At 65.7% G+C, this 24839-nt stretch carries 31 protein-coding genes; 13 read left to right on the top strand and 18 right to left on the bottom strand.

Features of this window, described 5'->3' with window-relative positions; genetic code table 11:
* Positions 1-2 precede the first annotated feature (2 nt).
* The 3 genes from DC366_RS03825 to DC366_RS03815 all read left to right on the top strand — a co-directional run bounded on the left by DC366_RS03825 (position 3) and on the right by DC366_RS03815 (position 2566).
* Positions 3-575, top strand: coding sequence for a cob(I)yrinic acid a,c-diamide adenosyltransferase (locus tag DC366_RS03825; protein ID WP_108691325.1), 573 nt, complete (start codon positions 3-5; stop codon positions 573-575).
* A 303-nt stretch (positions 576-878) separates the two neighbouring features.
* The gene (locus DC366_RS03820) at positions 879-1637 is read left to right on the top strand and encodes an electron transfer flavoprotein subunit beta/FixA family protein (RefSeq protein ID WP_108690900.1); all 759 of its coding nucleotides are present in this window, start codon (positions 879-881) and stop codon (positions 1635-1637) included.
* Entirely contained in the window at positions 1637-2566 is a 930-nt protein-coding gene (locus DC366_RS03815) for an electron transfer flavoprotein subunit alpha/FixB family protein (RefSeq protein WP_108690899.1), read from the top strand. The genes DC366_RS03820 and DC366_RS03815 overlap by 1 nt, the downstream gene beginning before the upstream one ends.
* Positions 2567-2620: 54 nt before the next feature.
* Here DC366_RS03815 and DC366_RS03810 read toward each other — a convergent pair whose 3' ends face one another.
* Positions 2621-3379 carry a DUF6473 family protein gene (locus DC366_RS03810; RefSeq protein ID WP_108691324.1) on the bottom strand — a complete coding sequence of 253 codons (759 nt, stop codon included), beginning with the start codon at positions 3377-3379 and terminating at the stop codon, positions 2621-2623.
* 169 nt (positions 3380-3548) lie between these two features.
* On the opposite strand from DC366_RS03810, the gene DC366_RS03805 reads away from it, so the two are divergent.
* Positions 3549-4424 (top strand): 3-hydroxybutyryl-CoA dehydrogenase, encoded by an 876-nt coding sequence (locus tag DC366_RS03805; RefSeq protein ID WP_108690898.1) that lies wholly within the window; start codon positions 3549-3551, stop codon positions 4422-4424.
* A gap of 225 nt (positions 4425-4649) precedes the next feature.
* Here DC366_RS03805 and trpB read toward each other — a convergent pair whose 3' ends face one another.
* The 4 genes from trpB to ihfB form a co-directional block, all read right to left on the bottom strand.
* Positions 4650-5879, bottom strand: coding sequence for a tryptophan synthase subunit beta (gene trpB, locus DC366_RS03800; protein ID WP_108690897.1), 1230 nt, complete (start codon positions 5877-5879; stop codon positions 4650-4652).
* 81 nt (positions 5880-5960) lie between these two features.
* Positions 5961-6605 carry a phosphoribosylanthranilate isomerase gene (locus tag DC366_RS03795; protein ID WP_108690896.1) on the bottom strand — a complete coding sequence of 215 codons (645 nt, stop codon included), beginning with the start codon at positions 6603-6605 and terminating at the stop codon, positions 5961-5963.
* Positions 6606-6610: 5 nt separating this feature from the next.
* Positions 6611-6964 carry a lipopolysaccharide assembly protein LapA domain-containing protein gene (locus DC366_RS03790; protein ID WP_108690895.1) on the bottom strand — a complete coding sequence of 118 codons (354 nt, stop codon included), beginning with the start codon at positions 6962-6964 and terminating at the stop codon, positions 6611-6613.
* Positions 6965-6967: 3 nt separating this feature from the next.
* Positions 6968-7249: an integration host factor subunit beta gene (gene ihfB / locus DC366_RS03785; RefSeq protein WP_108691323.1), complete on the bottom strand. Its 282-nt coding sequence runs from the start codon at positions 7247-7249 to the stop codon at positions 6968-6970.
* A gap of 390 nt (positions 7250-7639) precedes the next feature.
* Here ihfB and DC366_RS03780 point away from each other — a divergent pair, with 390 nt between their 5' ends.
* Positions 7640-9325, top strand: a complete 1686-nt coding sequence (locus DC366_RS03780) for an acyl-CoA dehydrogenase family protein (protein ID WP_108690894.1) — start codon at positions 7640-7642, stop codon at positions 9323-9325.
* A 42-nt stretch (positions 9326-9367) separates the two neighbouring features.
* On the opposite strand, the gene DC366_RS03775 is transcribed toward DC366_RS03780, so the two are convergent.
* Positions 9368-10063 carry a fumarylacetoacetate hydrolase family protein gene (locus DC366_RS03775; protein ID WP_108690893.1) on the bottom strand — a complete coding sequence of 232 codons (696 nt, stop codon included), beginning with the start codon at positions 10061-10063 and terminating at the stop codon, positions 9368-9370.
* A gap of 132 nt (positions 10064-10195) precedes the next feature.
* Between DC366_RS03775 and DC366_RS03770 the strand changes: the two genes are divergently transcribed.
* Positions 10196-10894 (top strand): DUF1045 domain-containing protein, encoded by a 699-nt coding sequence (locus DC366_RS03770; RefSeq protein WP_108690892.1) that lies wholly within the window; start codon positions 10196-10198, stop codon positions 10892-10894.
* A gap of 59 nt (positions 10895-10953) precedes the next feature.
* Here DC366_RS03770 and recO read toward each other — a convergent pair whose 3' ends face one another.
* The 12 genes from recO to folK form a co-directional block, all read right to left on the bottom strand.
* A complete protein-coding gene (recO, locus tag DC366_RS03765; protein ID WP_108690891.1) occupies positions 10954-11694 on the bottom strand; it encodes a DNA repair protein RecO in 741 nt (246 codons plus the stop codon).
* Positions 11695-11752: 58 nt separating this feature from the next.
* Entirely contained in the window at positions 11753-12085 is a 333-nt protein-coding gene (locus tag DC366_RS03760; RefSeq protein WP_108691322.1) for a DUF1491 family protein, read from the bottom strand.
* A 52-nt stretch (positions 12086-12137) separates the two neighbouring features.
* Positions 12138-13043, bottom strand: a complete 906-nt coding sequence (era, locus tag DC366_RS03755; protein WP_108690890.1) for a GTPase Era — start codon at positions 13041-13043, stop codon at positions 12138-12140.
* Between the two features lie 64 nt (positions 13044-13107).
* Complete coding sequence (gene rnc / locus DC366_RS03750) at positions 13108-13800, bottom strand: ribonuclease III (protein ID WP_108690889.1); 693 nt, start codon at positions 13798-13800, stop codon at positions 13108-13110.
* Entirely contained in the window at positions 13797-14627 is an 831-nt protein-coding gene (lepB, locus tag DC366_RS03745) for a signal peptidase I (RefSeq protein WP_108690888.1), read from the bottom strand. The genes rnc and lepB overlap by 4 nt, the downstream gene beginning before the upstream one ends.
* Positions 14628-14696: 69 nt before the next feature.
* Complete coding sequence (acpS, locus tag DC366_RS03740; RefSeq protein WP_108690887.1) at positions 14697-15131, bottom strand: holo-ACP synthase; 435 nt, start codon at positions 15129-15131, stop codon at positions 14697-14699.
* Between the two features lie 7 nt (positions 15132-15138).
* Positions 15139-15582 (bottom strand): ABZJ_00895 family protein, encoded by a 444-nt coding sequence (locus DC366_RS03735; RefSeq protein ID WP_108690886.1) that lies wholly within the window; start codon positions 15580-15582, stop codon positions 15139-15141.
* Entirely contained in the window at positions 15579-16322 is a 744-nt protein-coding gene (locus DC366_RS03730; RefSeq protein ID WP_108691321.1) for a pyridoxine 5'-phosphate synthase, read from the bottom strand. Before DC366_RS03730 ends, DC366_RS03735 begins: the two co-directional genes overlap by 4 nt.
* A 93-nt stretch (positions 16323-16415) precedes the next feature.
* Positions 16416-17132, bottom strand: a complete 717-nt coding sequence (locus DC366_RS03725) for a DUF2062 domain-containing protein (RefSeq protein WP_341476680.1) — start codon at positions 17130-17132, stop codon at positions 16416-16418.
* Positions 17107-19239, bottom strand: coding sequence for a RelA/SpoT family protein (locus DC366_RS03720; protein WP_108690884.1), 2133 nt, complete (start codon positions 19237-19239; stop codon positions 17107-17109). Before DC366_RS03720 ends, DC366_RS03725 begins: the two co-directional genes overlap by 26 nt.
* Before the next feature lie 53 nt (positions 19240-19292).
* Positions 19293-19646 (bottom strand): DNA-directed RNA polymerase subunit omega, encoded by a 354-nt coding sequence (gene rpoZ, locus DC366_RS03715; protein WP_108690883.1) that lies wholly within the window; start codon positions 19644-19646, stop codon positions 19293-19295.
* Positions 19647-19719: 73 nt separating this feature from the next.
* A complete protein-coding gene (gene folK / locus DC366_RS03710) occupies positions 19720-20289 on the bottom strand; it encodes a 2-amino-4-hydroxy-6-hydroxymethyldihydropteridine diphosphokinase (protein WP_243405030.1) in 570 nt (189 codons plus the stop codon).
* 151 nt (positions 20290-20440) lie between these two features.
* On the opposite strand from folK, the gene DC366_RS03705 reads away from it, so the two are divergent.
* From DC366_RS03705 to DC366_RS03675, 7 genes are all read left to right on the top strand, one after another.
* The gene (locus DC366_RS03705; RefSeq protein WP_108690881.1) at positions 20441-21013 is read left to right on the top strand and encodes a LabA-like NYN domain-containing protein; all 573 of its coding nucleotides are present in this window, start codon (positions 20441-20443) and stop codon (positions 21011-21013) included.
* Positions 21014-21119: 106 nt separating this feature from the next.
* Complete coding sequence (ispH, locus tag DC366_RS03700) at positions 21120-22070, top strand: 4-hydroxy-3-methylbut-2-enyl diphosphate reductase (RefSeq protein WP_108690880.1); 951 nt, start codon at positions 21120-21122, stop codon at positions 22068-22070.
* Complete coding sequence (locus tag DC366_RS03695; protein ID WP_108690879.1) at positions 22067-22519, top strand: DUF3429 domain-containing protein; 453 nt, start codon at positions 22067-22069, stop codon at positions 22517-22519. Before ispH ends, DC366_RS03695 begins: the two co-directional genes overlap by 4 nt.
* Positions 22516-23118, top strand: coding sequence for a class I SAM-dependent DNA methyltransferase (locus tag DC366_RS03690; RefSeq protein WP_108690878.1), 603 nt, complete (start codon positions 22516-22518; stop codon positions 23116-23118). Before DC366_RS03695 ends, DC366_RS03690 begins: the two co-directional genes overlap by 4 nt.
* Entirely contained in the window at positions 23119-23739 is a 621-nt protein-coding gene (locus DC366_RS03685) for a glutathione S-transferase family protein (RefSeq protein WP_108690877.1), read from the top strand.
* On the top strand, positions 23732-24196 hold the full coding sequence (gene rnhA, locus DC366_RS03680) for a ribonuclease HI (protein ID WP_108690876.1): 465 nt from the start codon (positions 23732-23734) through the stop codon (positions 24194-24196). The genes DC366_RS03685 and rnhA overlap by 8 nt, the downstream gene beginning before the upstream one ends.
* On the top strand, positions 24193-24816 hold the full coding sequence (locus DC366_RS03675) for a trimeric intracellular cation channel family protein (protein ID WP_108690875.1): 624 nt from the start codon (positions 24193-24195) through the stop codon (positions 24814-24816). Before rnhA ends, DC366_RS03675 begins: the two co-directional genes overlap by 4 nt.
* The last annotated feature ends 23 nt before the right edge of the window (positions 24817-24839 follow it).

Raw genomic sequence — 24839 nt, 5'->3', positions numbered from 1 at the left:
TCATGGTCGTTCTCAACAAGATCTACACACGCTCCGGCGATGCCGGCACCACCGCGCTTGGCGATGGCAGCCGGGTGGACAAGCATTCGGCGCGCGTGGCGTCCTATGGCACTGTCGACGAGGTGAACGCGACGGTCGGCATGGCGCGCCTGCACGCCACCGGCGAGACGGATGAGGCGTTGGCGCGCATCCAGAACGATCTGTTCGATGTAGGCGCCGATCTGTGCCGCCCGGACATGGAGAAGGACGCCGAGGCCGAGTATCCCCCCCTGCGCATCACCACCGGCCAGGTCGACCGGCTGGAGGCGGAAATCGACGTGATGACAAAGGTGCTTGAGCCGCTGCGCAGCTTCATCCTGCCCGGCGGCTCGGAGCTGGCCGCGTATCTGCACCTGTGCCGTACCGTCTGCCGCCGCGCCGAACGCGGCGCCACCGAACTGGCCGGGATCGAGCCTGTGAACCCCGCCGCGATCAAGTATCTCAACCGCCTCAGCGACTGGTTCTTCGTCGCCGGCCGGATGGCCAATAACGGCGGCAAGGATGACGTCCTGTGGGTTCCGGGCGCGAACCGCTGAAAGCGGCGGGCCGTCCAGCGGACGGACCGGCGACCGGAAGGGCGGAGCGCCGGACCGCAAGGTCAGGTGCGATGCGCTGAAAGCGGCGGGCGCGAAACAAAAGCGCGCCGGGCGCGGCTATCCGGGCATAAACCCGGCGTTTTGCGGCCCGCTGCGGCAATCATGTGCCGCGCTGCCGCTGCCCGCGCCGAGCGCGACGATTTTGCGCTGTTTTCCCCAGTATCAATTCTGTATCAACGCCGAGGAAGCCGTTCCTGAAGAGTCGCGACGCGGCCCTTCGTCAACTTGAGGGAGATTATGCAAATGAAGGTGCTCGTACCTGTCAAACGCGTGATCGACTACAACGTGAAAGTGCGCGTCAAAGCGGACGGAAGCGGTGTCGATCTTGCCAACGTCAAAATGTCGATGAACCCGTTCGACGAAATCGCCGTCGAACAGGCGATCCGCCTGAAGGAAGCGGGCAAGGCCGACGAGGTCATCGCCGTCTCCATCGGCGTCAAGCAGGCGCAGGAAACGCTGCGCACCGCGCTGGCCATGGGCGCCGACCGCGCCATCCTGGTGGTCGCCTCCGAGGACGTGAACACCGATATCGAGCCGCTGGCCGTCGCCAAAATCCTCAAGGCGATCGTGGATGAGGAGCAGCCCGGCCTGGTCCTCGCGGGCAAGCAGGCGATCGACAACGACATGAACGCCACCGGCCAGATGCTGTCGGCGCTGCTGGGCTGGTCGCAGGGCACCTTTGCCTCGGGTCTGGATATCGAGGGCGATCACGCGCTGGTCACGCGCGAGGTTGACGGCGGTTTGCAGACGATCAAGGTCAAGATGCCCAGCATCGTCACCGTCGATCTGCGCCTGAACGAGCCGCGCTATGCGTCGCTGCCCAACATCATGAAGGCCAAGAAAAAGCCGCTGGACGAGAAAACCGCCGCCGATTACGGCGTCGACGTCACGCCCCGCCTGACGGTCACCGGCACGGCCGAGCCCGAGGCGCGCAAGGCTGGCGAAATCGTCGGCTCGGTGGACGAGCTGGTCTCGAAACTCAAAGAAGCGGGAGCTGTATAATGGCTGTTCTTCTCCTTGCCGAAGTCACTGATGGCGAACTGAATGTCGATGCCACGTCCAAGGCGGTCACTGCCGCGGCCAAGCTGGGCGACGTGACTGCACTGTGCTGCGGTGCATCCGCCGCTGCCGCTGGCGAAGCGGCGGCGAAAATCAAGGGCATCACCAAGGTGCTGGTCGCCGAGGACGCATCCCTGGGCCACCGCCTGGCCGAGCCGACCGCGGCGCTGATCGTAGGTCTTGCGGGCGATTACGAGCATATCGTCGCCCCCGCCACGACCGACGCGAAAAACGTGCTGCCGCGCGTGGCCGCGCTTCTGGATGTGATGGTCATCTCCGACGTCTCCGGCATCATCGATGGCGACACGTTCGAGCGGCCGATCTATGCCGGCAACGCGATCCAGACGGTCAAATCCACAGATGGCAAGAAGGTGGTCAGCATCCGCACCTCCACCTTCGATGCCGCCGAAGACGGTGGATCCGCCTCGGTCGAGACGATTTCGGCCGCCGCGGATCCCGCGCTCAGCGAGTGGGTCGAAGACAAGGTTGCCGCCTCCGACCGCCCTGACCTGACCTCGGCCGGTGTGGTCGTGTCCGGCGGGCGCGGCGTTGGCAGCAAGGATGACTTCGCCATGATCGAAGCGTTGGCGGACGCCCTTGGCGCCGCCGTCGGCGCATCGCGCGCCGCGGTCGATTCGGGCTATGCACCGAACGACTGGCAAGTCGGCCAGACCGGCAAGGTGGTGGCACCCGACCTGTATGTCGCCGTCGGCATTTCGGGCGCGATCCAGCATCTTGCGGGCATGAAGGACAGCAAGATCATCGTCGCGATCAACAAGGACGAAGAGGCGCCGATCTTTCAGGTGGCCGATTACGGCCTGGTTGCCGACCTGTTCGACGCCGTGCCGGAACTGACCAAGAAACTCAGCTGAGCGTTTCGGCACCGCAATCACGTGACAGGCCCGCCGGATCCCGGCGGGCCTTTTTCATTGTCCGGCATATTGCGTAACGATGGGCGCAAGCTGCTGCGCGACATCACGGTGCGCGGCAGGTCCGGGCAACTCGGCCGCGATATTCGCCTCGAACTCCGAATGAACCATCCCGTCCGTTCCCTCCGCAAGCGCGGCGGCACTCAGGCTTGCATCGATCAGCCGCGCCGCGCGCCCCCTGACCGCCTGCAGCATCGAGGACGTCACGAACGCCGGATCTGCCGCGATGCCGAGATCATTCGCATCTTGGTGCGGCGCATGCCCCGACATCCACAAGAGCACCACGGGCGCCTCGATCCGGCGGAGCAGCAGGGTCATGCGCGCGATCCATGCCTCCTGAAGCTCTCGCCGCACCGCGGCAAACCTGTCCTCGGACACCTCCACCAGATGATGCAGAAGGTGCCGGATAAAATGAAACTCGGTAAAATCCACTTCGGGATACAGGTTCTGCGCCCCCGGCACCTGCAACACGGTCACGGCTGCCCGCGATGCGGCGGCGATGATCTCGGCCTCGTTCAGCAGCACATCCAGCCCGGCATTGGACCAGCCAAGATTGACACAAGGCACCCCGGTCTGCGCCTCCGTCAGCGCCGGAAAGGGCTGCGCGATGAATTTCCCGTAGGTCTGCGTGCCCCCCAGGAATGCCGCATAATTCCCCTCAAGCCGCCGCTTCGGTCCGCGAAACAGCAATTTCGATGTGCCGTAGCGGCAAGGATTGTAATCAAGAGGCTGCGCCCCCAGCTTTTCATAAGCCATGATACCCACCATTCAGTTCACCCAAGGTGGAGAATCACCGCAATCCCTTTAGAAATTGCTAAATGGTGAATTCACCGCAAAGTTTAGACGCTCTTGCATGCGCCCCGCCCCTTGCGGCCCCCCGGCGCAGGGGCCTATTGTGCCGCAAATGACCAGATGAGGCAGTCACATGGACATCCAGACAATCGGCGTCGTCGGCGCAGGCCAGATGGGCAACGGCATCGCGCATGTCATGGCGCTGGCGGGCTACGAGGTGCTGCTCACGGACGTGAGCCAGGACGCGCTCGACGCGGCGATGGAGATCATGCATCGCAATCTCGACCGGCAAGTCAGCCGCGAGAAGATCAGCCAAGGCGACATGGATGACGCGCTGGGGCGCATAGGCACCACGCTGAAGCTCACCGATCTGGGCCGAACCGACCTTGTGATCGAGGCGGCGACCGAGCGCGAGACGGTCAAGCAGGCGATTTTCGAGGATCTGCTTCCGCATCTGAAGCCCGACACGATCCTGACATCCAACACCTCGTCGATCTCGATCACGCGGCTTGCCAGCCGCACGGACCGGCCCGAGAAATTCATGGGCTTCCATTTCATGAACCCCGTTCCGGTGATGCAGCTTGTCGAGTTGATCCGCGGCATCGCCACTGATACCGAGACCTATGACGCCTGCCTGAAGGTGGTTGATAACCTCGGAAAAACGGCCGCGTCGGCCGAGGATTTCCCCGGCTTCATCGTCAACCGCATCCTGATGCCGATGATCAACGAGGCGGTCTATACCCTCTACGAGGGCGTCGGCAACGTGCGGTCCATCGACCAGTCGATGAAGCTGGGCGCGAACCATCCGATGGGGCCGCTGGAACTGGCCGATTTCATCGGGCTGGACACCTGCCTTGCCATCATGAACGTGCTGCATGACGGGCTGGCCGATACGAAATACCGCCCCTGCCCGCTATTGACGAAATATGTCGAGGCCGGATGGCTGGGCCGCAAGACCGGGCGCGGTTTCTACGATTATCGCGGCGACACCCCCGTGCCCACCCGCTGACGCCAGCGCGGGGCGCGATTGTCGATTTGAGTATTTCGCCCAAGATGAAGTCACATGGTCCACCCCGCCCCCCGAAACTCGCAAGGCGGAAGGGGTGGCGGCGCTTCACATTGGGCGGCCATCGGCTCTCCAGCCTGTGCCGCCCCGCATCAGGCACGCATTAACCTTGATATCAGGTTAATGTAATGCCTCATCCTCGCAAAAATACTCAGATAACGTGGCGTATCAGTCCGCCTCGTCCATGCCGAAGCCCAGATGTTTCGCGACGGTGAAGATATCCTTGTCGCCGCGCCCGCACATATTCATGATGATGATGTGATCCTTGGGCAGGTCCGGCGCGATCTTCATCACGTGGGCCAGCGCATGGCTGGGCTCCAGCGCCGGAATGATCCCCTCCATCGCACAGCTGAGCTGGAACGCCTCAAGCGCTTCCTTGTCGGTGATGGCGACATATTGCGCGCGGCCGATCTCGTGCAGCCAGCTGTGTTCAGGGCCGATGCCCGGATAATCGAGCCCCGCCGAGATCGAATAGCCCTCGAGGATCTGGCCATCATCGTCCTGCAGCAGGTAGGTCCGGTTGCCGTGCAGCACGCCGGGGCGCCCGCCGGTGAGCGAGGCGCAATGCTCCATCTTGGCATTGACGCCCTTGCCGCCGGCCTCGACCCCGATGATGCCGACATCCTTGTCGTCAAGGAACGGATAGAACAAGCCCATCGCGTTCGACCCACCGCCGATGGCCGCGATGATCGTATCGGGCAGGCGCCCTTCGGCGGCCATGATCTGTTTCTTGGCTTCCTTGCCGATGACGCTCTGGAAATCGCGCACCATGGCGGGATAGGGATGCGGCCCCGCGACCGTGCCGATGCAGTAGAACGTGTCGCGCACATTGGTCACCCAGTCGCGCAGCGCGTCGTTCATCGCGTCCTTCAGCGTGCCGCGCCCCGATGTCACCGGGATCACCTCGGCCCCCAGCAGGCGCATGCGGAACACGTTCGGCTTTTGCCGCTCGACATCATGCGCGCCCATGTAGACAACGCATTTCAGCCCGAATTTCGCGCAGACGGTGGCCGTGGCGACGCCGTGCTGGCCGGCTCCGGTTTCGGCGATGATGCGCGTCTTGCCCATGCGGCGCGCCAGGATGATCTGGCCCAGCACATTGTTGATCTTGTGCGCGCCGGTATGGTTCAGCTCGTCGCGCTTCAGGTAGATCTTGGCGCCGCCCAGATGCTGTGTCAGACGCTCGGCGTGATAGAGCGGGCTGGGGCGGCCGACATAGTTCGTCCACAGATCCTGCATCTCGGCCCAGAAGCTGTCATCGGTCTTGGCGTGCTCGTATTGCTCTTCCAGCTCAAGAATGAGCGGCATCAGCGTTTCGCTGACAAAGCGGCCGCCGAAATCGCCAAAGCGGCCTTTTTCGTCGGGGCCGGTCATGAAGGAGTTGAAAAGATCGTTCATATCGCTGGCCTCTCCCGGTGATGCGCATATGCGGTTGAATATGGGACACTGCGGGGATTTTCCAGCGAAAAGGGCGCCGCGTCAGCCGCGCGCCGCGCGCACGAAGGCGCGCATCAGGTCCGCGTCCTTGACGCCCGGCGCGCTCTCGATGCCCGAGCTTACGTCAAGCTGCCGCGCGCCGGTGCGCTGCACCGCTTCGGCGGCGTTGTCCGGCGTCAGCCCCCCCGCCAGCATCCAGGGCAGCGCCCAGTCACGCCCGGCGATCAGCGACCAGTCGAAGGCCAGCGCATTGCCGCCCGGCCGGGCCGCGCCCTTCGGCGGCTTGGCGTCGATCAGGAGCTGGTCCACCGCACCGGCATAGGCGTCGATCTGCGCCAGATCACCGGCCTCGGCGATGCCGACCGCCTTCATCACGGGCAGGCCGCAGCGCGCCCTGATCTGCGCCGCGCGGGCGGGCGCCTCGGTCCCGTGCAGTTGCAGCATGTCCAGCGGCACGGCCTGCACCAGCGCATCCAGCTCCGCGTCCGTCGCATCGACCACCAGCGCGACGCGCGTGATCGCGGCGGGCGTCGTCTGCGACAGCATGGCCGCGTCGCGAAGGCTGATGTTGCGCGGCGAGCGGCCGAAGAAGACGAAGCCGACATAATCCGCCCCCGCCGCAGCAGCCGCAGCCACGTCGGCGGGCTGCGTCAGCCCGCACATCTTGATCCGGATGTCTTGCGTCATGGCGCCTACGCGCGCCCGTCGTCCAGGATGGCGATGACCTCGTCATTGCCCTCGTGCTTGTCGCGCTTGAGGCGCTTGATCTCGGCGCGCAGGCGCTGCATCTCGCGCGCCTGCCGTGCGGCCGCCGCCCGCTCGCCCGCCTCGCGGATCCACTCCCAGATGAAGCCAAGGATCAGACCCGCCAGAATGCCGCCGAAGATCACCACGAACAGCGGCACCTCGGTCGCCGGGTTCAGCGCGGTAAACCCGGTCAGATCCTGAGGAACCAGCCGCACAGGCACCATCACGCGGTTTGCCAGCGCGATGAGAATCAGGGCCAGCGCGAAGATGGCGATGGAGGCATAGCGAATATAACGCATGTATTACTTTCCGTTCAGTCGGTCCCGCAGGAGCTTGCCCGTCTTGAAGAAGGGCACGTGTTTTTCTTCGACAGGAACGGATTCGCCGGTGCGCGGGTTCCGCCCGACGCGCGCATCGCGTTTCTTTACCGAAAATGCACCGAAACCGCGCAGCTCCACCCGATTACCCGCTGCCATGGCGTCAGTGATCTCGTTGAAGACCGTGTTCACGATCCGCTCCACATCCCTTTGGTAAAGATGCGGATTTTCATCGGCAATCTTTTGAATCAGTTCCGATCGGATCATCGGCAAAGTCCCCCCGGTCTTTTGTTTTTCGCCTTTGCGGCCTGCGGTGCAGTATACGGGCAAACCCGCGAAACGAAAGACAAAGCGCGCCACAAGATGCCCGATTGCGGCAAATATCCGCGTGCTGTCATGCATTTGGCCGGAAAAGCGCCGCACTCCGCGTGCCGCGTAACCTGCCGGGCAGCGCCGGGTGGTGTGGTTGATTCGGGCACAGCGGCCCCAGCAGACCGCGCATTCCCGCGGCCCCCATCGGGCATAAACACCGCAGAGGGCAAGTTCGCGGAAAATTGCAGCGCAAGATTAATCCAAAATGGCGCATGAATACGTATCAATAGTTGCGCTGCAACTGCAAAGTGATTAGGACGTCTGCAAGTTTGAAAGGATGACACGATGGCACATGATGGACCCTTGGATATGACGGCGGACAGCACCATTCTGAAAGATCTGCTCGGACTGACGCGCGCCGCCCTGCCGCCCGTGGCGACCCTGCTGCAAAACGCCACCGCGCATCTCAAGGCCCTCGTGACCGACGGCGACCGCGTCTCCGGCACGCTGGTCGAGCAGCATCAGTGCGCCGCGCACGGGCTGGCGTGGCTTGCCACCTATTCCGAGGCGCTGCACCAGATGCAGGCCTGGGCCGACCGTCTGACCGAGGCAGGCACCTTCGGCGAGGTCGAGGCGCTGATCCACCAGATCGCGTTCGGCGAATACCTGTCGCAGATCGGCGGCGGCATCCCGATGAGCCAGGGCGAAATCCTGCGGCTTCAGGATATCGGCCTTGGCCCCGATGACATGCGCGGGCTGATGTCGCCCGAGATCATGACCCTGACCCAGACCGGCAACAGCCAGGCCGCGCGCACCCGCCTTGTGAAACTGATGCAGGAGCGCTCGGCCGAAATCACCGTCGGGCGCACCGGCCTTGATGACGAGCTGGAAATGATTCGCGAGCAGTTCCGCCGCTATGCCGTCGACCGGGTCGAGCCGCACGCGCATGACTGGCACCTCAAGGACGAGCTGATCCCGATGGAGATCATCGAGGAACTGGCCGAAATGGGCGTCTTCGGCCTGACCATCCCCGAGGAATTCGGCGGCCTGGGCCTGTCCAAGGCGTCGATGGTGGTCGTCTCCGAAGAGCTCAGCCGCGGCTATATCGGCGTCGGCAGCCTTGGCACGCGCAGCGAAATTGCCGCCGAACTTATCATCTGCGGCGGCACCGACGCGCAGAAGGCGCATTGGCTGCCCAAACTCGCCAGCGGTGAGATCCTGCCGACGGCGGTCTTTACCGAGCCGAACACCGGCTCGGATCTTGGCGCGCTGCGCACCCGCGCGGTCAAGGATGGCGATGATTACCGCGTGACCGGCAACAAGACGTGGATCACCCATGCCGCGCGCACCCATGTGATGACGCTGCTGGCCCGGACCGACCCCGAGACCACCGATCACAAGGGCCTGTCGATGTTCTTGGCCGAGAAAACCCCCGGCACCGACGCGGCCCCCTTCCCCACCGACGGTATGTCGGGCGGCGAGATCGAGGTGCTGGGCTATCGCGGCATGAAGGAATACGAACTGGCCTTCGACAATTTCCACGTCAAGGGCGAGAACCTCTTGGGCGGCGAAGAGGGCAAGGGCTTCAAGCAGTTGATGGAGACGTTCGAGAGCGCCCGCATCCAGACCGCCGCCCGCGCCGTGGGCGTCGCGCAATCGGCGCTCGATGTGGCCATGCAATACGCACAGGACCGCAAGCAGTTCGGCAAATCGCTGATCGATTTCCCGCGCGTGTCGGGCAAGCTGGCGATGATGGCGGTCGAGATCATGGTGGCACGCCAGCTGACCTATTTCTCGGCCTGGGAAAAGGATCAGGGCCGCCGCTGCGACGTCGAGGCCGGCATGGCCAAGCTGCTGGGCGCGCGGGTGGCATGGGCCGCTGCCGATAACGGGTTGCAGATCCACGGCGGCAACGGCTTTGCGCTGGAATACAAGATCAGCCGGATCCTCTGCGATGCGCGCATCCTCAACATCTTCGAGGGCGCCGCGGAAATTCAGGCCCAGGTGATCGCCCGCCGCCTGCTGGGCTGAGCGGGCCGTCGCCGCGCCGATCAAGGGCGCGGCGACCGGCGGCTAGCCTTCGATGGTCAATGTCACAGGCTCCAGCCCGTCGATCTGCCCGCGCAGGACGCTGCCCCGCGCCACCGGCCCGACGCCCGCAGGGGTGCCGGTAAAGATCAGATCACCGGGCGCCAGATGATAATAGCGCGACAGATGCGCGATGATCTCCGCCACGCTCCAGACCATGTCCGACAGCCGCGCCTCCTGCACCCGCCGCCCGTCCAGATCCAGCGTGATCGCCTGCGCGTCCGGCGCGCCGAAATCGCCCGCTTGCGTGATCGGGCCCAGAATGGCCGAATTCTCGAAATCCTTGCCCAGATCCCAGGGCTTGCGGCCCTCCTTGGCCACCGCCTGCAGATCGCGCCGCGTCAGGTCGATCCCGCAGGCATAGCCATATACGGCGTCCATCGCCGCCGCCTCGTCCAGCTCGAACGCATCCGCGCCGAGGGCGATCACCAGCTCCATCTCGTAATGGCAATCGCGGGTGCCGGGCGGATAGGCGATGGCGCGGCCCGACGGGATGACGGCGTGGGCCGACTTGGTGAAATAGAACGGCGCCGCGCGGTCCACCTCGTTGCCCATCTCGGCCGCATGCGCGGCATAATTGCGCCCGACGCAAAACACCCGGCGCACGGGGAAAACCCCGGCACCCCCGGCAATCTCGACCGAAGGCGCAGGCGGCACATCGAAGATCGGTGTGGCGGACATGACGGTTTCTCCCTGGCTGACGTATGATCTTAGGGCCTGTATGATCGCCGATCGCGCCCCTGTCAAAGCGGCGCGTCATTGGCGCCGCGCGTCAGACATGCGATGACGGGCCACCGCCACCGGAGCCGCGCCATGCCCGCAGACGCCTACCGCCGCTATGCCATCTACTACACGGTGCCCCCCGGCCCGCTGGCGCGGTTCGGCGCCGAATGGCTGGGCTGGGATATCGAGGCTGGATGCACCCCTTCGGCCAGAGCGTCCGTGCCGGACCTGCCCCGGCCCATCGAAACGCTGACGACCGGGCCGCACCGCTACGGATTTCACGCCACGATCAAACCGCCCTTCCGCCTTGCGCCCGGCGCCAGCGAGGCGGCGCTGACCGATGCGCTTGCCAATTTCTGCACCGCGCGCCCGCCTGTCCCCCTGCACGACGTCGAGCTTGCCTGCTTTGGCCGGTTCGTCGCGCTGGTCGCACGAGGCGACGCTGCCAGGATAACGGCGCTGGCATCAGGCGCGGTGCGCCAGCTCGACACCTTTCGCGCCGCGCCAAGCGAGGCGGAGATCGCCCGCCATCTCAAACCGGCGCTGACGGCCCGGCAAATCGCCCATCTGCACCGCTGGGGTTATCCGCACGTGATGGACTGCTTTCGCTGGCACATGACCCTGACCGCCAAACTGCCCCGCCGCGAGGCGCAGCAGACATGCGCGGCTCTCGCGCCGGTCCTTGCCCCGCTGCTGCCCCACCCGCTGCAAGTCGACGCGCTCAGCCTCGTGGGCGAGGATGCCGATGGCCGTTTCCACCTCGTGCACCGCGCCGCCCTGACAGGCTGATGCGGCCCCGGCTGTCGCGGGCACGGAGCGCGGGCGGGGCTTCATCTTGGCACAAATACTCATTCTTCCTGCGCGGCGCGCGCATCGAAGCGGGCGATGAAACGCGCGCGGGCATCCGGCAGCGGCTTGTCACCCAGCTCGGGCGCCAGGTGATGGCGCAGGAAATATCCGGTTGTGCGCAGCCCTTCGGCAATCTCGGCATCCGGCGCGCTTCCATGGCCCAGCATGCAGGGCGGCAGCGGCAGCAGGCGATCGGCCCATTCGCCGGCCCCCGCCCGTGAAACCGCGCGCCCGGTGCGCGGCGAGACATAGCTCAGATCATTCGCCAAATTGCCGCGCACGGCGCAGGCCGACAGATCGAGACCAAAGCCCAGCTCCTGCAACAGCGCCATCTCCCACCGCAGATAGGCCAGCGGCCAGACATCGCGCGCGCCCATGAGATCCAGCAGCGTTTCGGTGCGCCGGTAGAGCGCCGCATGCGCCTCGCGTTCGGGCAGCGAAAACAGCAGGAGCGAGGTAACCGCACTCAGCCCCGACAGGGCCAGACGGTCATCCATGACCAGCGCCGCGCGGCTGCGCACAGGCTCGACCGTGAAGGCGCCGAGATGATCCTCCAGCCGCGCGCGCCATGTCAGGTCCAACTGCGCGCCGGGCTGCAGCACAGGCGCCATACGGCGCGAGGCGCCGCCCCGGACGACGCCGGCATGGCGGCCATGGCCGGGCGTCAGAACGTCGATGATCGCGGCGTTTTCGCCATGCGGGCGCACCGCCAGCAAGATACCCTGATCGCGCCATTCCATACCGGCCTACCCCTTCCGCGCGCAATGAAACGCGGATCGGCGCGGCGTGGCAAGCGCTTCAGTCGGCAAGGCCGGGCTGGTCCAGCAAATGGCGCCCGGCGCGGTCCTCGACCTCGACGACCCACAGATCGGCGTCAAAGCCGCGCTGGCGCGCGATGGCCGCATCCACCTCGGCGTCGGGTCCGGCCATGAGCGTGTCCCAGGCGCGCGCGCCCGTCATCAGATCGAACCGGCGCTGATAGGCGGTGGCCTGCCCGTCCAGCGTGTTCAGCTTGACCAGAACCGCGCCGGCAGTGTCGTCGCCATGGGCGGTGACAAAGGCGGGAATGTCCTGTGCACGCAGCCGCGCCAGATAGGCATGCACCCAGAATTCTGCCGTCAGGCGCATCAGGCGGGCCGCAGGATTCGAGTATTTTTGCCAGGACGAAGCACGGGGCGCTGCATCAATTGCCGTCCTTGAAATCAAGGCCCATTTCCGAATAGCGCTCGGCATCGTCCAGCCAGTTCGGACGCACCTTGATCTGCAGGAAGAGATGCACGCGGCGGCCAAGGAATTCCTCCAGCTCGGCGCGGGCGGCGGCGCCGACCTGCTTGATCGTCTCGCCCTTGCGGCCCAGAACGATGCCCTTGTGCCCGTCGCGCATCACATAGATCAGCTGATCGATGCGGGCCGAGCCGTCATCGCGCTCTTCCCAGTTTTCGGTCTCGACGGTCAGCTGGTAGGGCAGTTCCTGATGCAGGCGCAGGGTCAGCTTTTCGCGGGTGATCTCGGCGGCGATGTTGCGCATGGGCAGATCGGCGATCTGGTCCTCGGGGTAGAGCCAAGGGCCCTCGGGCATCTGGCCTGCGAGCCATTCGCGCAGCGCATCGACGCCATGGCCCTTCTCGGCCGAGATCATGAACGTCTCGGCAAAGGCAAAGCGGTCGTTCATCTCCTTGGTCAGCGCCAGCAGCGCGGGCGACTGGACGCGGTCGATCTTGTTGATGGCCAGCGCGACCTTGCGGCCCTTGGTGACCTCGGCAAGGTTTTCGAGGATCCGCTTGACGCCTTCGGTGACGCCGCGATGCGCCTCGATCAGAAGGACGACGACATCGGCATCGGCGGCCCCGCCCCATGCGGCGGCGACCATCGCGCGGTCAAGGCGGCGGCGCGGCTTGAACAGGCCGGGCGTGTCAACGAAGACCAGCTGCGCGTCGCCTTCGATTGCGACGCCGCGGATGCGCGCGCGCGTCGTCTGCACCTTGTGGGTGACGATACTGACCTTGGCGCCGACCATGCGGTTCAGCAGGGTCGACTTGCCAGCATTGGGCTCTCCGATCAGGGCGATGAATCCGGCGCGTTTGCTCATTCGTCAGGTGTCCAGTGATTGCGGGCTTCAGCCCTATCCGATCCGCGCGCTCTTGCCCAGAGGGTCAAGAAGGGGGCGCCTGCAGCAGGCGCGCGAGCAGGGCCTTGGCCGCGGCCTGTTCGGCCTGCCGCTTGGAGCCGGCTGTCGCCTTTTCCTCGGCGCCGTTCTTAAGCTGCGCGCAGATGGTGAAAACCGGCGCATGATCCGGCCCGCTGCGGGCGGTCTGCACATAGCTGGGCGGCGGCAGGCCGCGCGCCTGCGCCCATTCCTGCAGCGCCGTCTTGGCATCGCGCGCGTCCTCTTCGACCGCGTCGATGCGGTGGGCCCAATGGGCCATGATGACGCGGCGCGCCGCCTCGAAACCGGCATCCAGATAGACCGCGGCGATCACCGCCTCCATCGCGTCGCCCAGAAGCGCCTCCTTGCGGCGCCCGCCCGAGATCATCTCGGAGCGGCCCAGCTTGAGCACCTTGCCGATGTCGATCTCGCGGGCGACGGCCGCGCAGGCCTCCTTGCGCACCAGCGCGTTGAAACGCGGGGCGAGCAGGCCCTCGGCCGCATCCGGGTCATGCTCCAGCAGCGCCTCGGCCATGACGAGGCCCAGCACCCGGTCGCCCAGAAATTCCAGCCGCTGGTTGTCCGCGCGGCCGGGCGAGGACATGGACGGGTGCGTGACCGCCTCGATCAGCAGCGCGGGCCGGGCAAACTCATGCCCCAGCCGCGCGGCGAACGCCTTCAGATCCGCGGAAAGTTTCAATCGAGCCTCTTGAAGAAGCGGTCCCCCCGCCATGTCCAGAAATAGAGCATCGATTTGCCCGCCGAGGAGAAGATGACGCGCCCGGCGCGCCCGATCAGGTTCTCATAGGGCACGAAGCCGACACCGCCGACGGTCTGGGGATAGCGGCTGTCGGTGGAATTGTCGCGGTTGTCGCCCATGAAGAAGTAATGCCCTTCCGGCACCGTGAAGACGCCGGTATCGTCCGAGCGTTGGTCGCCGATGTTGAGGATGTTGTAGGACCGCCCGTTCGGCAGCGTCTCGCGCTGGCGCGACTTGCTGCATGTCCCGCCCTCGCCCACCACGCCGTTTTCGCAGCGCGGGCGGCTGCCCATCGAGCCCTGAAGCTCGTAGATCTCATCGAAGCTGCCTGCATCCTCCAGCTCGACGGGCGTGCCGTTGATCTGCACCACGCCGTCGATCAGCTGCACGGTGTCGCCGGGCAGCCCGATCAGGCGCTTGATGAAATCCTTGTGGTTGACGGGATGGCGGAAGACGATGATGTCGCCGCGCTCGGGTTCGGATCCGAAAAGGCGCGAATTGTCGCCATCGAGAAAGCCGCAGATGTCGCGCGCGTCGATGTCGATCGGGCCGATGGCGATCGAGGGGCAGGATGCGTAGGAATAGCCGTAGGCCATCTTGTTCACGAAAAGGAAATCCCCGATCAGCAGCGTGTCCTTCATCGATCCGGAAGGAATCCAGAACGGTTGAAAGAACAGCGTGCGGAAAATGCCGGCGATCAGGAGGGCGAACACCACCGTCTTGATCGTCTCGATGATGGGATTGCCTGTCTTGGCCTCGGATGCCATGCGCGGTCTCCGCCTGTGCGATTGGATGCTGTGGATCGTGCCGCTTCATGGGCGCGAGGGGGGCTTAAGTCAACCCGCGCCGTGGCCGGTGCGGGCAGCGCCTTGCGCGATTTCGCGCGCCTCGATCACGACGAAGGCCTGCGCCCAAGGGTGATCGTCCGTCAGGGTGACGTGGATGATGGCCACGTGGCCCGGCGGCGTCATCTGCGCCAGCCGGTCCGCGGCCCAGCCCGTCACCTCCATCACCGGCTGGCCGGTGGCAAGGTTGCTGACGGCCATGTCCTTCCACGCGATGCCCATGCGCAGGCCTGTGCCGAGCGCCTTGGAGCATGCCTCCTTGGCGGCCCAGCGCTTGGCATAGGTGCCGGGGGTGTCTGCGCGCGCCTCGGCCTTCTGCTGCTCGACCTCGGTGAAAACGCGGTTGCGGAAACGATCGCCGAACCGCTCCAGCGTGCGCGCGATCCGCTCTATGTTGGCCAGATCGGTGCCGATGCCCAGGATCACGGCCGCCTCACGGCTTGCCCAGCCCCGCCCGCCGCGCCTGCGCCTCCAGCTCGCTGCGCGCGCCAAGGCCCAGAAGGAAGCGGTTGGACAGAAGATAGCCCAGCGCATAGATGCCCAGCAGCAGCAGGAACTGCCGCGAGCCGAAAGGCGCGATGGTGAGCCGCGCGAATTCCGGCAAAAGCGCGGTCATCGCATAGCTGAGCGCGACATTCAGCGCCACGGCCAGCACCGTGGCCAGTATCGCGAAATTCCAGGCCTCGGCCGGGTTCGGCCTGCGCGTTTCGGCCCGGACAAAGGCGCGCCCTTCGATCAGCGCGGCGATCATCGCAGGCGCCAGAAGCTGCGCCGAAGAGCCCAGACCGGCGTCCAGCCACGCATTGGCCGCCATCACGATCAGCGCAACGCCGATCGCGACGGTCAGGAACACGGCGGTATAGCGCAGGTAATTCACCGCGCCGCATCCATCAGCCGGCGCATTTCGGCAATCGCCGGGCCAAGGCCCAGAAACACCGCCTCGCCGATCAGGAAATGACCGATATTCAGCTCGACCACCTGCGGCAGCGCGGCGATGGGCGCGACCGTGTCAAAGGTCAGCCCGTGGCCCGCATGCACCTCGAGCCCCAGCGAATGGGCGTGGGCGGCCATGTCTGTCAGCGCCTTCAGCTCGGCATCGCGGGCCATGAAACGCTGCTCGGCATGGGCATCGCAATAGGCGCCGGTATGCAGCTCGACCACCTCGGCGCCGATGCGCGCGGCGGCGTCGATCTGGGCGGCGTCCGCGCCGATGAAGATCGACACCCGGCTGCCGGCCTCGCGCAGGGGCGCGATGAAACGGGCCAGCCGATCCTCGTCGCGCACCACGTCAAGGCCGCCTTCGGTGGTGCGTTCCTCGCGCTTTTCGGGCACGATGCAGACGGCGTGCGGCTTGTGACGCAGGGCGATCTGCTGCATCTCGTCCGTTGCGGCCATCTCGAAATTCAGCGGCAGGCTGAGCGCGTCCATCAGCGCGTCAATATCGGCATCGACGATATGGCGCCGGTCCTCGCGCAGATGGCCGGTGATGCCATCGGCGCCCGCCTGCTCGGCCAGACGCGCGGCGCGCACGGGGCATGGTACGGCGCCGCCGCGCGCGTTGCGCAAGGTGGCGACATGGTCGATATTCACGCCAAGGCGCAGTTTGGACTGATCCATCATGTATCCCCCCGTTAGCTTCGACGCGGCAGTGACAGCCCGGCGCGCCCACCCTCAACAGATCGCCCAAATCCGGCGCCCGTCAAGCGGCGATCACTCGGCGCCGCCGGAGTGTGACGCTTTGGCATCGTCCACCGCCGCCTTTTGCTTGAGCGCGATCCACTTCGCCTTGAGCTTGGCTTGCCGGCGCTTTTGATAGACCAGAAGAACGGGCAGCGAGAAATAATACGCCGCAATGGCACAGATCAGGCCGGGGATGATCGCGCCCACCATGTAGGGCAGGAAAACGTCACTGTAGAACACCGCGAGCCGCGTCCAGTGGGCCTCGTCGCTGGTGAACATCGCAACGAAATTGTGACGCAGATCCGCGCCGGCGCCCAGGATCTTCTCGGCCAGTGTGTGCTGCGTGTCCATCGGCACGCGCCCCCCCGTGCCCAGCAGGAAATGCCCCGTCTGCAGCGAACTGGCTGCAATCGCCGGAAAGGTCAGCGGATTGCCGACGAACGTGGCCAGCAGCGACGCCACGATATTGCCGCGCATCAGCTTTGACAGGATCGCGGCCAGAAGGAAGTGCAGCCCGAAGAACGGCGTGAAGGTCACGAAAACGCCCGCGAAAATGCCGCGCGCGATGCGGTGCGGCGGATCGGGAAGGCGCGTGACACGGAATTTTACGTAACGCGCGGCACGGGTCCAGCCCCCCTTGGGCCAGAAAAAGGCTAGGATGGCCCTCGGGACGGATCGTCTGTCTCGCCTCTTGAAGACCAACGCGGCGTTCTCCTGCTCTTCAGGTGTCGCCCTTGACGGCGGCACGGGCCATATCTCGGTGACGCTCGACCTGCGCGACGTCGCTGTCAGCATCCAGCACGTTTATGACGCTGTGCAACTGCTCGGCGTCGCGCAGTTCGACCTCGACCAAGAGTCGATAGAAATCGGGTTTCCGGTCAAGAAAGGTCAGGTCCGAGATATTGGCCTTGCACTCGCCGATCAAGGTGCAAATTCGCCCCAATACGCCCGCGTCATTGCTCATCGTGACGCATAGCGACACGGTATAGGCGGCCGCGTGGGTGCCGGAATGCCACGCCAGATCGATCCAGCGCTCGGGCTGATCCTCGTAGGCGCCCAGCGTGTCGCAATCGATGGAATGCACCACCACGCCCTTGCCGCGAAAGGTGATGCCGACGATCCGCTCGCCCGGCAGCGGCTCGCAGCATTTGGCGCGCTCGAAGCGCTGGTCCGGCGCAAGGCCGATGACGGCGCGGTCGCGGCCCACCTCCTCGCCGCCCTGCGGGGTCAGATCGGGATAGACGGCGCTGATGACCTCATGCGCGGTAAGCTCGGCGCTGCCCAGACGCGCCAGAACCGAATCGCTGTCCTTCAGCCGCAGGTTGCGCGCGGCGGTCGTCAGCGCCTTCTCGGTGGCGCGCTTGCCCACATGCTCGAACGCGGCGCGGGCCAATTCGCGGCCCAGCTTGATATAGCGGCCGCGGTCCAGCTCGCGCAGGGCGCGGCGGATGGCCGATTTGGCGCGGCCGGTGGTCGCGATGTCCAGCCACGTGGATTGCGGCGTCTGCCCGTCGGCGGTGATGACATCGACCGACTGCCCGTTCTTGATGCGCGTCCAGAGCGGCACGCGCATCCCGTCGATCTTGGCCCCGACGACGGCATTGCCGATGCGCGTGTGGATCGCGTAGGCGAAGTCGATCGGCGTCGCCCCGCGCGGCAGCTTGATCACGTCGCCCTTGGGGGTGAAGCAGAACACCTGATCGGAATACATCTCCAGCTTGACCGCTTCGAGGAAATCCAGATCGTCCTCGGCGTCGAACTGATCGGCCAGCGTGCTGACCCATTTCGCCGGATCCACGGCAAAGGGGTTTTCGGCGCGCACCCCATCGCGATAGGACCAATGCGCGGCCACGCCCGCCTCGGCAACATCATGCATCTGGCGGGTGCGGATCTGCACCTCGACGCGCTTGCCGTCGCGCCCCGAAACGGTGGTATGGATCGACCGGTAGCCGTTGGATTTGGGCTGGCTGATGTAATCCTTGAACCGGCCCGGCACGGCGCGCCAGCGCTGATGGATCGCGCCAAGGATCGCATAGCAATCGCTCTCATCGGCGCAGATGATGCGAAAGCCGTAGATGTCCGACAGGCGCGAAAAGGCCAGATCCTTTTCCTGCATCTTGCGCCAGATCGAATAGGGCTTCTTGGCGCGGCCGATCACCTCGGCCTCGATGCCGACCTTTTTCAGCTCCTTGCGGATGTCGCCGGTGATGCGGCTGATGACGTCGCCCGATTCGCGCTGCAGAGTGATGAAGCGGCGCATGATCGACGCGCGCGCCTCGGGGTTGATGACGCGAAAGGCCAGATCCTCCAGCTCCTCGCGCATCCACTGCATGCCCATGCGCCCGGCCAGCGGCGCGAAGATGTCCATCGTCTCGCGCGCCTTCTGCACCTGCTTGTCCGGGCGCATCGCCTTGATCGTGCGCATGTTGTGCAGACGGTCGGCCAGCTTGACCAGAATGACGCGCAGGTCCTTGGACATCGCGATCAGCAGCTTGCGGAAATTCTCGGCCTGCTTGGTCTCGCTGCTGCTGAGCTGAAGGTTGGTCAGCTTGGTGACGCCATCGACCAGATCGGCGATCTCGGTGCCGAACATCTCGGCCACGCTGGCATAGGAGGCGCGCGTGTCCTCGATCGTGTCATGCAAAAGGGCGGTGACGATGGTTGCATCGCCCAGCCGCTGTTGCGCTAGGATGGCCGCGACGGCGATGGGGTGCGAAAAATAGGGCTCGCCCGAGTGGCGGCTTTGCCCTTCATGCATCGCCAGGCCGTAATCATAGGCCCGGCGCAGCAGTTTCTCGTCGCAGCGGGGGTTATAGGTGCGCACCAGCGCGATCAGATCGTCGGCGGTAATCATGTGGTGCACCCGTCGCGCCGCGGGATCGCCCCCCGCGGCCGGGCCGAGGGGGGTCAGCCCTGGCCCTGCGCCTTCATCAACTCGCGCAAGAGGCGCTCTTCGGACATGTCGTCATCGGCGGGCTTGTCGGCCTCGCCGCCCATCAGAAGGGCCATCTGGTCCTCTTCGGGCTCATCGACCTCGATCTCGGTCTGGTTCGATTCGATCATGCGCTCGCGCAGATCGTCGGCGTTCTGCGTCTCCTCGGCGATCTCGCGCAGCGCGACGACGGGGTTCTTGTCGTTGTCACGGTCCACCGTCAAAGGCGCCCCGGCCGAGATTTCGCGGGCGCGGTGCGCGGCCAGCATCACCAGATCGAAACGATTGGGAACCTTGTCAACGCAGTCTTCGGTTGTTACGCGGGCCATGAGACCTCCGGAATTTGCAGGGCGGCGTGAGAAACCTCTCCCTTATGCGGATGGCGCGCAAAGTGCAAGCAGCTTATGGCAGGCGCACCACCTCGGCCACGTCGCCCGCAGGCAGCCGCGCCAGCATCTCGCGCACGCTGAGCCCCAGAACCGGATGGCGCCAGTCCGGCGCGATATCGGCCAGCGGCACCAGCACGAAGGCGCGCTCCTGCAGGCGCGGGTGCGGCAAGATCAGCTGATCGGGCGCGCGCGTCATCTGAAGCTCGCCGGGCAGATCGCGCCACGCGGCATACCCCTCGCGATCGGGCAGCACCTGCGCGCCTTGGGCGATCAGATCCAGATCCAGCGTCCGGCGCCCCCAGCGGCGCTGCCGCTCGCGGCCGAACATCTGCTCCACCCGGTGCAACAGCGCCAGACAGGCCCGCGCGTCCCCGCCGAAACCGATCTCGGCGGCCGCATTGACATAGTCCGGCCCCGCGCCCGCCGGAAAGCAGGGCGTTGCGTAAAACGGGCTGACCGCGCGCAGCTCGGCCCCCTCGCCCGCCAGCGCATCCAGCGCCGCGCGCAGCGTTTCGGCGGGCGCGCCCGCCTCCGACGGCAGGTTTCCGCCCAAGGCGATCAGAAAACTTTCAACTGTCGTCACGTAACCCACCTTTAGAAGGCAACCGATGCTCTTGCCCCGCGTTGAGCTTGAAATTAAGCCTTGGCGAAACCCGCCGATATCTTGCACGCGCTCAAGAGAACTTTCCACACCGGAAAAGGATGACATTTCCTGTCGGCCGAAAGGATTTGATATGTTTTACAAGGACGAGCGTCTCGCGCTCTTCATAGATGGCTCGAATTTGTATGCCGCCGGCAAGGCGCTGGGGTTTGATATCGACTACAAGCTCCTGCGCTCGGAATTCATGCGCCGGGGCAAGTTGCTGCGCGCGTTCTACTACACCGCGCTGCTGGAGAACGAGGAGTATTCGCCCATCCGCCCGCTGGTGGACTGGCTGAACTACAACGGGTTTTCCATGGTCACCAAACCGGCCAAGGAATACACCGACAGCCAGGGCCGCCGTAAGGTGAAGGGCAACATGGATATCGAGCTGTGCGTCGACGCGATGGAGCTTGCTCCGCGGGTCGATCACATCGTGCTGTTTTCCGGCGACGGCGATTTTCGTCCGCTGGTCGAATCGCTGCAGCGGCAGGGCGTGCGCGTCTCGGTCGTGTCGACCATCCGCAGCCAGCCGCCCATGATCTCGGACGAGCTGCGCCGCCAGGCCGACAACTTCATCGAGCTCGAAGACCTGCGCGACGTCATCGGGCGCCCCCCGCGCGAGCATGCGGGCGACCGCGACAGCGCGCTTGAGGCCCAGGGGTAGGCAGGCCCGCAATGCGATGGGTGCGTCTTTTGCGCCCTTCCCTCTGGACCTGCGCGCATTTGCGGCTTACCTGTCCGGGCACCTCTCAAGGCGAGGAGCGCAGCGCATGACCAAACCACCCCTGACCCTGCATCTTGCGGCCCCGCGCGGGTTCTGCGCGGGCGTGGACCGTGCGATCAAGATCGTCGAGATGGCCCTGACCAAGTGGGGCGCGCCCGTCTATGTGCGCCACGAAATCGTGCACAACAAGTATGTCGTCGACTATCTGCGCGCCAAGGGTGCCGTCTTTGTCGAGGAGCTGGATGAATGTCCCGATGACCGCCCGGTGATCTTCTCGGCCCACGGCGTGCCGAAATCGGTGCCCGCCGAGGCGGACAAGCGGCAGATGATCTATGTGGATGCCACCTGCCCGCTGGTGTCCAAAGTGCATATCGAGGCCGAGCGCCACCACGAGGCCGGGCTGCAGATCATCATGATCGGCCATGAGGGCCACCCCGAAACCGTCGGCACGATGGGCCAGCTGCCCGCCGGCGCGGTGCTGCTGGTCGAGACCGAGGCGGATGTCGCGGCGCTGGAGGTCGGGGACGAGACGGCGCTGGCCTATGTCACGCAGACCACGCTCAGCGTCGATGATACGATCGGCATCGTCGCCGCGCTCAAGGCGCGCTTTCCGGCCATCATCGGCCCCCACAAGGAAGACATCTGCTATGCCACCACCAACCGGCAGGCGGCGGTCAAGGCGATGGCGCCCGATTGCGACGCGATGCTGGTCGTGGGCGCGCCCAACTCCTCCAACTCGCGCCGTCTGGTCGAGGTTGGGGCGCGCGCGGGCTGCGCCTATGCGCAGCTGGTGCAGCGGGCGGCCGATATCGACTGGCGCAGCCTTGAGGGTGTGCGCAGCGTCGGCGTGACCGCCGGCGCCTCCGCCCCCGAAGTGCTGGTGAACGAGGTGATCGAGGCGCTCCAGGACCGCTATGACGTCACCATGAAACTGGTCGAAACCGCCGTCGAGAATGTCGAATTCAAGGTGCCCCGCGTCTTGAGGACGCCCGCGTGATCGCGCTGCCCCGCTCTGCGCTTATCCTTGGGCTGGCCGGGCTGGTCCCGTTCCTGTGGGGCGCGATCACCGTGCTCAGCCCGGACCTTGCGCTCTGGACGATACGCGCCATCGGCCCCCGATTTGCCGGGCCGTATGTCATGCTGTTCTACGGCGCGATCATCCTTGCCTTCATGTCCGGCGTGCTCTGGGGCTTTGCCACCAAGCTGGAGGGCGCGCAGGCCGGGGCGGGCTATGTTCTGTCGGTCATTCCCGCGCTCTGGGCGTTTTTCACCACCGGCGGCGGCCCGGTCAGCGCGGGGGTGTCGCTGATGGCCGGCTTTGCCGGGCTCTTGGGGATCGACTGGCTTTTCTGGCGCTATGGCGTCGCGCCCGGATGGTGGATGCAACTGCGCGTGCCGCTGACCGCGGTGGTGCTGGCCTGCCTTGCGGTGGGCGTGTTCGCATGAGCCGCGATGACGAGACGCTGGGCGTCTATCGCGCCCGCGCGCAGGACTATGCCGACATGACCGCCGATCTGGTGGGCGACCGGCATCTTGCCGCCTTCATTGCCGCCATGCCCGCAGGCGCCCGCGTGCTGGACCTAGGCTGCGGGCCGGGACGCGCGGCGGGGCAGATGGCGGCAGCGGGCCTGCGCGCCGATGCGGTGGACGCGGTGCCCGAAATGGTCGCGCTGGCCGCGGCGCAGCCCGGCGTGACCGCGTGGCAGGCCAGCTTTGACGAGCTTGAGGGCCGCGACATGTATGATGGCATCTGGGCAAATTTCAGCTTGCTGCACGCCGAGCGCGGCGCGCTGCCGCGGCATCTGGCGGCGCTTGATCGCGCGCTGAAACCCGGCGGTCTTTTGCATATCGGCATGAAGACCGGCACCGGCGAGGGCCGCGATGCTCTGGGCCGCTTTTACACCTACTACACCGAAGACGAGCTGCGCGCGCTGCTTGCGGATGCCGGCCTCGCCACCCAAGACAGCCAGACAGGCGCAAGCCGTGGGCTTGACGGCCAGACGGCTCCGTGGATCGTCCTGACTGCAATCGCGAGGTGCAACTGAATGAAAACGCTGACACTCTATTCGATGCCGTCCTCCGGTAACAGCTACAAGATCCGGCTGCTGCTGTCGCTGATCGGGCGCCCCTACCGGCATGTGCCCTGCGAGCACGGCGCGCCCGAACTCGACGCGGCACAGGCCGAAGGGCACCTGCCCCTCGGCAAGCTGCCCGCGCTCCATCTGGAGGACGGCACCATCTTGCCCGAGTCGAACGCGATCCTGTGGTACCTTGCGCAGGGCACCGAGTGGCTGCCCGACGATCCGCTGATGCAGTCACAAATGCTCGCCTGGATGTTCTTCGAGCAGAACCGGCACGAGCCGGTGATCGCCGTTCGCGCATCGCTGCGATGCTATCCCGACCGCGCCGCCGGGGCGACGCCCGAGCGCATGGCGCAGCTTCTGGACGAGGGGTATTCCATCCTCGGCCTGCTGGAGCGCGCGCTGGAGGCCGGGCCGTTCCTTCTGGGCCGGACGGCCAGCCTCGCGGACCTTGCGCTGTATGCCTACACCCACAGCGCGGGCACGCGCGGCGGGTTTGACATGGACCGCTTTCCGGCGATCCGGGTCTGGTGCAACCGCATCGCCGCCTTGCCGGGCTACGAGCCGCTCTTTCCCGATGCCTGAGCTTTTCGCCTATACGGACGGCGCCTGTTCGGGCAATCCCGGCCCCGGCGGCTGGGGCGCGCTGCTGCGCGCGATGGAGGGCGAGCGCATCGTCAAGGAGCGCTGCCTGAAGGGCGGCGAGGCCAACACCACCAACAACCGGATGGAACTGCTGGCCGCGATCAACGCATTGGAAACGCTTGAAAAACCGTCAAAGCTGACCATCGTGACCGACAGCCAGTATGTCAAGAACGGCGTCACCGGCTGGATCCACGGCTGGAAGCGCAACGGCTGGAAGACAGCCGCCAAAAAGCCGGTCAAGAACGCCGAGCTTTGGCAGCGGCTCGACGCGGCGCAGGCGCGCCATCACGTGACGTGGGAATGGGTCAAGGGCCATGCGGGCCACCCCGAAAACGAGCGCGCGGACGAGCTTGCCCGCGAGGGCATGGCCCCCTTCAAGAAGCCCGCCCAGAAATGAGCCCGCCGGTCCTGCTCGATTATGCCTCCGTTCTGATCTTCGCGCTGACCGGCGCGCTGGTGGCCAGCCGCGCGCAGCTCGATATCGTCGGCTTTGCCTTCATCGGGGCGCTGACGGCGGTGGGCGGCGGCACCTTGCGCGACGTGATGCTGGACCGGCATCCGATCTTCTGGATGGGCGATCCGACCTATATCCTGATCGCGGTCAGCGCCGCGGTGCTGATCTTTTTCACCGCGCATCTGGTCGAAAGCCGCTATCGCTGGCTGCTGTGGCTGGACAGCTTCGCGCTGGCCGTCGCGGTTCCCGCGGGCGTTTCGGCCGCGATAATGATGGCGCAGCCGATGCCCATCGTCGTGCTGATGGGCATGGTGACGGGCTGTCTTGGCGGGCTGATGCGCGATGTCGTCATCGGCGAGGTGCCGCTGGTGCTGCGCAAGGGCAAACTCTACGTCAGCGCCGCCTTCGCAGGCGCGCTCACCGGCGCCCTGCTGGAACGGCTGGGATTCGAGCCGCTGATCATCCTCAGCGCCTGCGGCGCGGTCACATGGGCACTGCGCGCAGGCTCGCTCGCCTTTGGGTGGAAACTGCCAATCTACAAGGCGCACCCGCCCAAGGAATGACGCGCTCCGCAGCTTTTCATTGG

The sequence above is a fragment of the Pelagivirga sediminicola genome (assembly GCF_003072125.1).
GTDB lineage: Bacteria > Pseudomonadota > Alphaproteobacteria > Rhodobacterales > Rhodobacteraceae > Roseovarius > Roseovarius sediminicola.
This window is presented reverse-complemented; position numbering and strand designations above follow the sequence as displayed.

Bases quoted from the DNA above. Each gene is read 5' to 3' on its own strand.
- DC366_RS03825 (WP_108691325.1), top strand. From the start codon at position 3: ATGGTCGTTCTCAACAAGATCTACACACGCTCCGGCGATGCCGGCACC.
- DC366_RS03820 (WP_108690900.1), top strand. From the start codon at position 879: ATGAAGGTGCTCGTACCTGTCAAACGCGTGATCGACTACAACGTGAAA.
- DC366_RS03815 (WP_108690899.1), top strand. From the start codon at position 1,637: ATGGCTGTTCTTCTCCTTGCCGAAGTCACTGATGGCGAACTGAATGTC.
- DC366_RS03810 (WP_108691324.1), bottom strand. From the start codon at position 3,379: ATGGCTTATGAAAAGCTGGGGGCGCAGCCTCTTGATTACAATCCTTGC.
- DC366_RS03805 (WP_108690898.1), top strand. From the start codon at position 3,549: ATGGACATCCAGACAATCGGCGTCGTCGGCGCAGGCCAGATGGGCAAC.
- trpB (WP_108690897.1), bottom strand. From the start codon at position 5,879: ATGAACGATCTTTTCAACTCCTTCATGACCGGCCCCGACGAAAAAGGC.
- DC366_RS03795 (WP_108690896.1), bottom strand. From the start codon at position 6,605: ATGACGCAAGACATCCGGATCAAGATGTGCGGGCTGACGCAGCCCGCC.
- DC366_RS03790 (WP_108690895.1), bottom strand. From the start codon at position 6,964: ATGCGTTATATTCGCTATGCCTCCATCGCCATCTTCGCGCTGGCCCTG.
- ihfB (WP_108691323.1), bottom strand. From the start codon at position 7,249: ATGATCCGATCGGAACTGATTCAAAAGATTGCCGATGAAAATCCGCAT.
- DC366_RS03780 (WP_108690894.1), top strand. From the start codon at position 7,640: ATGGCACATGATGGACCCTTGGATATGACGGCGGACAGCACCATTCTG.
- DC366_RS03775 (WP_108690893.1), bottom strand. From the start codon at position 10,063: ATGTCCGCCACACCGATCTTCGATGTGCCGCCTGCGCCTTCGGTCGAG.
- DC366_RS03770 (WP_108690892.1), top strand. From the start codon at position 10,196: ATGCCCGCAGACGCCTACCGCCGCTATGCCATCTACTACACGGTGCCC.
- recO (WP_108690891.1), bottom strand. From the start codon at position 11,694: ATGGAATGGCGCGATCAGGGTATCTTGCTGGCGGTGCGCCCGCATGGC.
- era (WP_108690890.1), bottom strand. From the start codon at position 13,043: ATGAGCAAACGCGCCGGATTCATCGCCCTGATCGGAGAGCCCAATGCT.
- lepB (WP_108690888.1), bottom strand. From the start codon at position 14,627: ATGGCATCCGAGGCCAAGACAGGCAATCCCATCATCGAGACGATCAAG.
- DC366_RS03730 (WP_108691321.1), bottom strand. From the start codon at position 16,322: ATGGATCAGTCCAAACTGCGCCTTGGCGTGAATATCGACCATGTCGCC.
- DC366_RS03720 (WP_108690884.1), bottom strand. From the start codon at position 19,239: ATGATTACCGCCGACGATCTGATCGCGCTGGTGCGCACCTATAACCCC.
- rpoZ (WP_108690883.1), bottom strand. From the start codon at position 19,646: ATGGCCCGCGTAACAACCGAAGACTGCGTTGACAAGGTTCCCAATCGT.
- DC366_RS03705 (WP_108690881.1), top strand. From the start codon at position 20,441: ATGTTTTACAAGGACGAGCGTCTCGCGCTCTTCATAGATGGCTCGAAT.
- ispH (WP_108690880.1), top strand. From the start codon at position 21,120: ATGACCAAACCACCCCTGACCCTGCATCTTGCGGCCCCGCGCGGGTTC.
- DC366_RS03690 (WP_108690878.1), top strand. From the start codon at position 22,516: ATGAGCCGCGATGACGAGACGCTGGGCGTCTATCGCGCCCGCGCGCAG.
- DC366_RS03685 (WP_108690877.1), top strand. From the start codon at position 23,119: ATGAAAACGCTGACACTCTATTCGATGCCGTCCTCCGGTAACAGCTAC.
- rnhA (WP_108690876.1), top strand. From the start codon at position 23,732: ATGCCTGAGCTTTTCGCCTATACGGACGGCGCCTGTTCGGGCAATCCC.
- DC366_RS03675 (WP_108690875.1), top strand. From the start codon at position 24,193: ATGAGCCCGCCGGTCCTGCTCGATTATGCCTCCGTTCTGATCTTCGCG.